Source organism: Collinsella aerofaciens (assembly GCF_028206995.1).
In the GTDB taxonomy this organism is placed as follows: Bacteria; Actinomycetota; Coriobacteriia; order Coriobacteriales; family Coriobacteriaceae; genus Collinsella; species Collinsella aerofaciens_AQ.
The window spans coordinates 251,953-261,271 of sequence record NZ_JAQLFL010000001.1; the positions used below are offsets into that span (position 1 = coordinate 251,953).

Sequence of the window (9,319 nt, forward strand, 5' to 3'; positions counted from 1 at the left end):
CGTCGGCGCCCGCCCCCAGGGCGGAGGCGACCGGCGACGGCGAGGTCACCCTGACCTGGGAGCCCGTCGAGGGCGCCGAGCGCTACGCCGTTGCGGAGGCCTTCTCCAACGGCACCTACGCCACCTTCACCAAGTCCCTCACCGGGACGTCCTACACCGCCACCGACCTGCCCAACGGCTACGACCACGACTTCCTCGTCCAGGCCTACGTGAACGGCCGCTGGTCCTCCTTCGGCCCCGCCAGCCTCGTGCGCTGCAGGCCTGAGGGGACCGTCAAGCCCGCGCCCGCGGCGACCGCCGGCGACGGCAGCGTCGAGCTGTCGTGGGGCCGCGTGCCCGGCGCCACCAAGTACGCCGTGGCCTACCGGAACGGGTCCGGCTACCGCACGCTGACGACCTCCTGCTCCGGTGAGTCCTTCAAGGCCTCCGGGCTGTCCAACGGGACGAGCTACCGATTCCTGGTGCAGGCCTGCGTCTACGGCAGGTGGACCTCCTTCTCCGACTCCGATCTGGTCTCCGCGACGCCCTTCGACCCGTCGGCGCCCGCCCCCAGGGCGGAGGCGACCGGCGACGGCGAGGTCACCCTGACCTGGGAGCCCGTCGAGGGCGCCGAGCGCTACGCCGTTGCGGAGGCCTTCTCCAACGGCACCTACGCCACCTTCACCAAGTCCCTCACCGGGACGTCCTACACCGCCACCGACCTGCCCAACGGCTACGACCACGACTTCCTCGTCCAGGCCTACGTGAACGGCCGCTGGTCCTCCTTCGGCCCCGCCAGCCTCGTGCGCTGCAGGCCTGAGGGGACCGTCAAGCCCGCGCCCGCGGCGACCGCCGGCGACGGCAGCGTCGAGCTGTCGTGGGGCCGCGTGCCCGGGGCGAATCAATATGTAGTTTCGTGTTCGAACGGTAAGTCGTATAGATTGAAATCCCATCAAACTAGCGTTGAAATCAAGGGTTTGAAAAACGGTGAAGAATATACGTTCTATGTTAGGGCAAAGATTTACGACCGTTTGACCGCTCTTGAGGATACTGACTACATCACCTGTATGCCGTACTCTCTTATTTCTCCTAAGGTTAGCGTTTCTGCTGTTGGCGATGGGACGGTGAACCTTAAGTGGAATCCAGTTGCCGGTGCATTACGATATGCGATTGCATATAAAACAAATAAAGGATACAAGACTGTCACCTATGACTGTCTTAATACTGAATTCACCATTAATGGACTTACCAATGGTCAGAAGTATTCATTTATTGTTCAAGCTAATATTGATGGCCGCTGGTCTCCTTTTGGGAGCAAGGACCTTGTTACCGCTATTCCCGAAGATCCTAATGCTCCGAAGCCTCATTTAGAGAAAGCTACGGCGACCTCCTGCGTTCTTTCGTGGAATCAGATTCCTGGAGCAGAGAGGTACGCGGTTGCTCTTAAGACTGGAAATAGCTACAAGACGTATTCTCTTGATGTCAAAGAGCCCTCGTATCTGGTTTCTGGCTTGAATCCCGGTAGTACTTATCGTTTCCTTGTGCAAGCATTTGTAAATGGAAGATGGAGCTCTTCCTCGGACGCATATTTATGTGAAGCCGTTCTTGAGGACGTTCGTTCCCCTCAAAATGTTAAGGCCACTTGTCCTGGCGATGGAAAAATACAGCTTACTTGGGACTTTGTTCCCAATGCAACGCGATACGCGATTGCAGAGTATAAGAATGGCTCATATGTAACGTTCACGACTAATTGTTTGAGCACTAGCTATACGGTTTCCGACCTTACGAATGGACGCAATCACAGGTTTCTTGTGCAATCTTACGTAGATGGAGCCTGGTCTGCTTACGGTGATGCGCTGCTTGTGGACGCAGTTCCACATGGTGTAATTACTCCTCGTGTAACTGGTAAAGCTGGGGATCTTTGTGCAAATCTATCTTGGAGTAAGGTGTCGGGCGCCGCGCGTTATGCTATCGCGGTAAAGACGAATAGTGGCTATAAAACTTATACATACAACTGCACTGGCAATTCGTATAGAGTTGAAGGACTAAACGGTGGACAGACCTATCAGTTTGTCGTTCAGGCTTATCTCGATGGCGTATGGTCGCCTTTTGATGAAGACGACCTGGTTAGTGTAAAGCCGACGGGCACGAATGACACTGTATTTGGCATTCCGCGCCTAACCGTTGTTAATTGGCTGACGAGCCATCAATACAATGGCTATTATCTTGGTACTCGATATTCAAGTGGCTTTTCATATCAGACTTGCTTGTACCCTAACGGCGCTCCAGGGCCCGGGGGCTACACCGGTATGAACTGCACTGGTTTTGTTGCCCATGTATTTAGATCTCTTGGCGTAAACGTTGATGCAGTCGCAGCCAACAACAACCATACTCCGTGGGGTGCGGGGCCCGGCGGCGGCGGCTATATCAATGCGTGGCGCTGGTATGGTTATGCAATTGACTCTGGCTGTAAGGTTTATCACTTCAACACAGTTGCCGATATGTTGAATAGCGGATTGGCTAAGAAGGGCGATGTGATTTTCTTTAAAACAGATGGTTCTATCGATTGCCATATTGGATTTTTCTGGGGAGATAACTCCCATGACAATAAGATGTGGCACCAAATTTTGCCTGGCAACCTGATTGGCCCTTGTTTTAATAACGCTAATAAAAGTGAGGTTCGTCAGCAGTGTGTGCTCATCAAATAGGCCCGGCGTTCGTTTGATGATTGCCTTCACTATGATTTGACGGTTCGCTTAATCGAATGCATCATGAGTAGGTTATTAAACTCAATCTAAGGCTAGTTATGGATTTCTCAGTTGTAATTCCAGTTTATGGTTGTAAAGAGGCGCTGCCCGAACTGCATAAGCGAATCGTTGATGTTTTTGAAAAGATGGAGGCGTCTTTCGAGCTCGTTCTTGTTGACGACCACGATCCATATGATTCGTGGTCTGTTGTGCAGTCGATATGCGACGCTGATGAACGTGTGTATGGAATCAAGCTTGCTCGTAATTTTGGCCAAATTCGTGCAATCACTGCGGGTCTTGACTGTTGCCATGGTGATTGGGTTGTCGTAATGGATTGCGACCTTCAGGATAGGCCGGAGGCCATTCCCCAGCTCTATAATAAAGCTCTGGAGGGCTTCGATGTCGTCTTTGCAAAAAGGGTAGAGCGAAAAGATAGCGCTTTGACCATGGCGTTGTCTCGAGCTTTTTATAAAGTGTATGAGTATTTTACTGACGGTAGTTATGATCCTTCACTTTGCAACTTCAGTATTGCTCGTCGCGCGGTAATTTCTCAGTATTGTTCAATGCGTGAACATAACCGTGGATACACGATGTTTATTAAGTGGCTTGGGTTTAGGCAAACTGCGATAGAGATAGTTGGCGATGAACGCTTTGCAGGTGAGTCTTCCTATAGTTTTAGGAAAAAGCTAAATATGGCGTTTGAGCTTATTACCGCCCAGTCTAATAAGCCTTTGAAATTTGCGGTTAACGTTGGCTTTGCAATGTCCTTCGTTGCCTTGCTCGTTCTAATTGCAGCGATAGTTCAGAAAATCTGTGTTCCGGGAATTCAAGTTGGATGGACTAGCCTTCTTTGTTCCATCTTTTTTATGGGTGGGCTCATTTTGTCTGCAATTGGAATCGTTGGACTGTACGTCGGCAATATTTTTACTGAGGTTAAAAATAGACCTCTGTATGTGATTGAAAAAGAGTGCAATGGAAAGGATGAGTAAGCTATGGTAATTGTTATTGGAGCAACCAGTTTTATTGGTATGTATACCGTTGACGAGCTTGTCAAATCAGGCAAACAAGTTATTGCTACCGGTAGGAATGAACGACTTCGTCCTTTCCTTGAAGACATGGGTGCCGAGTTTATTAGTCTCGATATTACTAAGCCTGAAGATTTTTCAAAACTCCCTGCTGATAACGTCGAGGGCGTAATTCTTCTAGCTGGTTTGCTTCCTGCCAATGCAACTGCTGATTTGGTTAACGAAGAGAATGCCATCGATTACGTTAGAGTGAACACTATGGGCACAGTGAACGTGCTCGAGTATTGCAGGACGAATGGTATCAAGAAGATAATTTCCGCCACTACCTATGGTGATGTCTCTGGGGCATGGAGAAAGGACTATGCCATTACTGAGGATGAGCCCAGGAATTTCTCCTTTACTGGTGACCACGCTGTCTATACCATCACGAAGAATGCTGCCAACGATTTGATTGAGTATTATTCGCAGCAACATGGTCTTCAGGGGGCAGTGTTCCGTTTTCCTCCGGTTTACGGCGTTGGGCCTCATGGCACAATCTTAGTTGATGGTAAGCCGTACAAGTCTGCTATCCAAGTCTGGATCGAAAAGGCCGCGTCCGGACAGAACCTTGAGATATGGGGAGACCCTCATATCTCAAGAGACATTATCTATGTGAAGGATGTTGCTCGGGCATATCGAATGGCTTTGGAAAGCGATTCAACGCATGGGCTTTATAACATGACTAGCGGGGTTCCTTTGGAGCTTGAAGATCAGGCTCGTGCAGTTATCGAGGTATTTGGCGACAGCTCTAAATCGAAAATCGTTTACAGGCCGGAGCTCAAGAACAACACCCCTTCATTTTTGTTCGATATGAGTAAGGCTGAGCGTGATTTCGGCTTTGTTCCAGCTTATAGAGACTATTATTCGATGATGCTCGATTATAAGGCTGAGATGGAAAGCGGCCGCTGGAATGATTTCGAAAAGAACTCTTCGGCCAATTGGGAGAAGTAAAGATGTCGAAAAAGCTCGCTATTATCGGTGCGTCTGATTTTCAAAATCCATTGATTCTTAAGGCCAAACAACTTGGCTTCGAAACGCATGTTTTCGCATGGGAATGCGGCGATATTGGCGAGCGCACTGCTGACTATTTCTATCCTATTAGTATTACCGAAATCGATCAAATTGCTGAGAAGTGTAGCTCTATCGGTATTGACGGTATTTGTTCTATCGGTACGGATCTCGGCAACATTACTGTTTCTAAGGTTGCCGACAAACTCGGTCTGTGTGCCAATTCAGTTGACTGCATCGACGTATCCACAAATAAGCACTTAATGCGTGAAGCCTTTTTCAAAAATGGAGACCCTTCCCCTAAAAGCTACCAGGTGACCGACCTTACAGATATTGATGGTTTAGATCTCACTTATCCAATAATCGTAAAGCCTGTTGACAGGTCTGGTAGTCGTTGCATCACTAAGCTTCAGTCTTCAGAAGGACTTGAGGATGCCGTCCGCGCTGCAATCAATGTTTCCTTTTCTAAGGCATGTGTCGTTGAAGAGTTTTTTACTGGCATTGAATTTAGTGTTGAATTTGTTTCTTGGAAAGGCGAGCATCACTTTCTTGCACTGACGAGGAAATACACAACTGGAGCTCCGCATTTCATTGAAACTGGTCACTTACAGCCTGCACCCGTTTCAGATTCTTTACGTTCCAAAATCATTGAAGTTGTTTCTCACGCCCTAGATTCTTTGGGAGTTGAATTTGGCGCTTCTCATTCAGAGATTTTGGTTAATGAGAATGAGGATATTCGTATTGTCGAAATTGGTAGCCGCATGGGTGGCGACTGTATCGGCAGCGATCTCGTGGAACTCTCAACGGGAGTTGATTTCTTGGGTGCAGTAATTTCTGTTGCTACTGGGCGTGAGCCCGACCTGAGTGTCTCTGAGCATCCTGAATGCGCCATGATTCGATTTATTTTTGATGGCGAAGACTTAGCGATGTTTCGACAAGCAGAATGCGATAGGAATGTGAGGGTCGAGCGAAGTTCTGTGGACAATGACATGGAGCATGAAATTGTCGATAGCGGCAGCAGATACGGCTTCTATATCCTGACTTCAGATTCGATTGATAATTTGGAAAAGTACTTGCCGAAGCGAGGCGTATAGAAATTGAAAAATGGACGCGTTTTCTTAGCGCTTCATCTGCTATTGGTTTTGTATTCCTGTAGCGGTATCTTAAGTAAGTTTGCGGCAGGCTATCCTTTTCTATCTTTCGGTTTTTGTGTCTGCTATGCCGGAATTATCATGCTGCTTGGCATTTATGCTATTTGCTGGCAACAAATTATTAAACGACTGCCATTAACGACAGCCTATGCCAATCGCGCCGTTACAGTTGTATGGGGCATGGTATGGGGTGTAATTGTCTTTAAGGAGCAGCTTGGCTTTCTTCAGGTTGCCGGAGGCATTATTGTATTAATTGGCGTGGCTTTGTTTGCCTCTTCAGATTCCGATGCTGCTTAGGAGGGAAGTGCTGTGGATTTTCGATATGCCTTGCTCCTTCTCCTCGGTGTTTTTATTAGTGCAATATCTCAAGTAATGCTAAAGAAGGCTGCTCTTAAGACGTATGACAGCAGGGTTCGAGAGTATCTGAACCCTCTAGTGATTTGCGCTTACTTCCTTTTCGTTTGTACGACCTTTCTTTCGATTTTTGCTTATAAAGGGATTCCCCTTTCCATGGGTCCGTTGTTGGAAGCCACCAGCTACATATATGTGACAATATTCGGTATTACGATTTTTCATGAGAAAATGTCTCGGCGGAAGTGGATTTCACTGCTTCTTATTTTGCTTGGTATCGGACTATATTCATTTGGAGCTGCTATATGATCAATTTTAATCTCCCGCCTTATGTGGGCACGGAAATGGAATATGTTCGAGAGGCCTGCGCTGTCAATCGTAAGATTTGTGGTGATGGTCCTTTTACCAAAAAATGTAGCGAATGGCTCGAGAACCGTTTTAATTCCAATAAGATCCTGCTAACGACTAGCGGCACGAGCGCGCTTGAGCTTGCAGCAATCTTATGCGACCTAAATCCTGGTGATGAGGTGATTCTGCCTAGCTTCACTTTCTCTTCTACTGCTACGGCTTTTCAAATGGTCGGCGCCACTTTGGTGTTTGTTGACGTGTGCCCTGACACAATGAATATTGATCCCGATGCCATTGAGAGGGCGATAACTGATAAAACCAAGGTTGTCGTTCCTGTGCATTATGCTGGCGTTGCATGTGATATGGATCGAATCATGGACATCGCTACGCGCAACAACTTGTTGGTCGTTGAAGATGCGGCACAGGGTGTTTTGAGTTCTTATAAGGGTAAGGCTCTTGGCACTATTGGTCATTTTGGTTGCTATAGCTTTCATGAAACTAAGAACTATTCGATGGGCGAAGGTGGCGCGCTTTCTATTAACGACTCGCGTTACTGTGATCGTGCTGAAATTATTCGCGAAAAAGGGACTAATCGTCAGCGCTTTTTTAGGGGTCAAGTAGACAAGTACACTTGGGTTGATCGTGGGTCGAGCTACCTGCCTTCTGACATGAATGCGGCCTATCTTTGGGCGCAGCTGGAGCATGCTGATGAAATTAATGAGAACCGACTCTCAACTTGGCATTTTTATCAGGAGTCTTTAAAGCCGCTTGCAGATGCCGGCAAGATTGAGCTTCCCTATATTCCTGAAGGCTGCGAACATAACGCGCATATGTTTTACATCAAGTGTAAAGATCTGAAGGAACGCGGTGATTTTATCTCTTACCTTAAGGATCATGGTGTCCAAGCTGTTTTCCATTACATTCCTTTGCATGATGCGCCTGCAGGAAAGATGTTTGGTCGTTTTGACGGGGAAGACAGGTTTACTACCTCTGAAAGCAATAGGCTTGTCAGGTTGCCTATGTACTATGGTCTAAGCGATGCCGATAGGCATCATGTTGCTGACGCTGTTCTTTCTTTTTACGCCACTCGATAGATATTAAAAGGCGGCTTCTGGCCGCCTTTTTCTTTTAAGGACTGTATATGCAAAAGAGTATCCAGCGCTATTTGTTGACCGCAATCTTTGCTATGTCACTTCTTTCTCTTTTTCTTGGTCATCCTGTTAACGCTTTTGCCGATAGCTCAGATGTAGATAACCTTTCGTTTATTTATATCGAGAAGAGTCACGTTGACCTCGGAGATGCGCAAAGAGTTGCTTTGGGCTTTGACGGGACGCCGTCGGATGAGCCTGTGGCACTGTATTGTGCAAATACTGCGTCTGAAGCCCTTATCCGATTCGATGTCACTTCCAGTGCTGACAACACATATCTTTTCTCTTCGAGTGTTTCTGCCGCTGGCGTTTATTCCTTGCTTAAGGTGGAGTATGCCTCTGGAGCAACACGTATTTTTCCTGATGATATTTCTGATCAGATGTTTAGCGTCGGCGAAGTGTCTGCACCGTATCGGCTGCGGTCTGATGGTGACTCTGATGACCAGCTTGAGTCCGTGTTTACAGACGACACGGGCGCTTCGTTTGATTCGTTGGAATCCGCTGTTGATGTCATTTCGGAAAATTCAGCACGGGCACGCAATTGGGTCTTTGTTTTAGACGCAGGTCATGGCGGTTGGGATTCCGGCGCCGTCGGCAATGGTCTTCGCGAGAAGGATCTTACACTACAAATCGCGCGTTATTGCCGCGATGAACTCCAGAAATATGCTGGTGTTCGAGTTATTATGACGCGTGATTCCGACGCTTCCGTCACTGGGGTTGCCAACACTACAAACGAGCTCATTGCTCGGGCGCAAATCGCGAGAGACAACAATGCCACTTTGTTCATGAGTTTTCACATCAACTCAGGCGGTGGTACCGGAGCGGAAATCTGGATTCCGAGGCAAGCTAGTTGGTATTCTTCATTTAATGAACTTGGCGAGTCTCTGGGTCAAGACGTTTTGAATAGACTTGCATCTGTTGGTCTCGTTAACCGTGGCACAAAAAATGATTATTACGATTTAAATGGTACGCAGCTTTATTATCCTGACGGCAGCAACGCCGATAGTCTTTCTGTTATAAGAAATTGTCGCCAATATGGCATTCCTGCAGTTTTGGTTGAACATGGTTTCATCGACAATCGTAATGATGCCGGACTTTTGGCCAATAAATCATACCTTAAAAAAATGGGTCAGGCAGATGCCCTGGCCATTGCTAATCAGTTCGGCCTTTCGAAGGTAGCTAAACCTGATCCGGTGGTATCCGAGATGCGCGACGGTAAAATCAAGTTAAGCTGGGATTCGATCCCCAATGCATCTAAGTATGCCATCGCTTTGTGCAAGAGCGATGGCAGCTTCAATACCTACACGTATGATTGCACAGGAACTTCCTATGAAATCGATGGGCTTGAAAACGGAAAGACATATACATTTCTTGTTCAAGCGTATGCCAACGGTGATTGGAATACCTATACGTCTGATGATTATTTAACTTGTAAATTGATTCCTTCCCCCGAGGCTCATGCCGAGGCGACCGGCGACGGGGAGGTCACCGTCTCCTGGAAGGCGGTCGCCGGCGCCGAGCGC

General features: G+C 47.9%; 8 protein-coding genes. All 8 read left to right on the forward strand.

Annotated features, from left to right (window positions below):
- On the forward strand, positions 1 to 2,687 hold a 2,687-nt coding region (locus PMX60_RS01085; RefSeq protein ID WP_271746583.1), incomplete at its 5' end, for a fibronectin type III domain-containing protein.
- Between the two features lie 98 nt (positions 2,688 to 2,785).
- The gene (locus PMX60_RS01090) at positions 2,786 to 3,715 is read left to right on the forward strand and encodes a glycosyltransferase family 2 protein (protein WP_117583720.1); all 930 of its coding nucleotides are present in this window, start codon (positions 2,786 to 2,788) and stop codon (positions 3,713 to 3,715) included.
- Positions 3,716 to 3,718: 3 nt separating this feature from the next.
- Positions 3,719 to 4,741 carry an NAD-dependent epimerase/dehydratase family protein gene (locus tag PMX60_RS01095; RefSeq protein WP_117583719.1) on the forward strand — a complete coding sequence of 341 codons (1,023 nt, stop codon included), beginning with the start codon at positions 3,719 to 3,721 and terminating at the stop codon, positions 4,739 to 4,741.
- Positions 4,742 to 4,743: 2 nt separating this feature from the next.
- The gene (locus PMX60_RS01100) at positions 4,744 to 5,892 is read left to right on the forward strand and encodes an ATP-grasp domain-containing protein (RefSeq protein ID WP_271740429.1); all 1,149 of its coding nucleotides are present in this window, start codon (positions 4,744 to 4,746) and stop codon (positions 5,890 to 5,892) included.
- Positions 5,893 to 5,895: 3 nt separating this feature from the next.
- Complete coding sequence (locus PMX60_RS01105; RefSeq protein WP_117583717.1) at positions 5,896 to 6,246, forward strand: EamA family transporter; 351 nt, start codon at positions 5,896 to 5,898, stop codon at positions 6,244 to 6,246.
- Between the two features lie 75 nt (positions 6,247 to 6,321).
- On the forward strand, positions 6,322 to 6,609 hold the full coding sequence (locus PMX60_RS01110; protein WP_117583794.1) for an EamA family transporter: 288 nt from the start codon (positions 6,322 to 6,324) through the stop codon (positions 6,607 to 6,609).
- Positions 6,606 to 7,742, forward strand: coding sequence for a dTDP-4-amino-4,6-dideoxygalactose transaminase (rffA, locus tag PMX60_RS01115; protein WP_271746584.1), 1,137 nt, complete (start codon positions 6,606 to 6,608; stop codon positions 7,740 to 7,742). Before PMX60_RS01110 ends, rffA begins: the two co-directional genes overlap by 4 nt.
- A gap of 47 nt (positions 7,743 to 7,789) precedes the next feature.
- Positions 7,790 to 9,319 (forward strand): N-acetylmuramoyl-L-alanine amidase (locus PMX60_RS01120; RefSeq protein ID WP_195919925.1); only part of this gene is annotated, 1,530 nt, incomplete at its 3' end.

Coding starts and splice junctions, on each gene's coding strand:
- rffA (WP_271746584.1), top strand. CDS start 6,606: ATGATCAATTTTAATCTCCCGCCTTATGTGGGCACGGAAATGGAATAT.
- PMX60_RS01090 (WP_117583720.1), top strand. CDS start 2,786: ATGGATTTCTCAGTTGTAATTCCAGTTTATGGTTGTAAAGAGGCGCTG.
- PMX60_RS01095 (WP_117583719.1), top strand. CDS start 3,719: ATGGTAATTGTTATTGGAGCAACCAGTTTTATTGGTATGTATACCGTT.
- PMX60_RS01100 (WP_271740429.1), top strand. CDS start 4,744: ATGTCGAAAAAGCTCGCTATTATCGGTGCGTCTGATTTTCAAAATCCA.
- PMX60_RS01110 (WP_117583794.1), top strand. CDS start 6,322: ATGCTAAAGAAGGCTGCTCTTAAGACGTATGACAGCAGGGTTCGAGAG.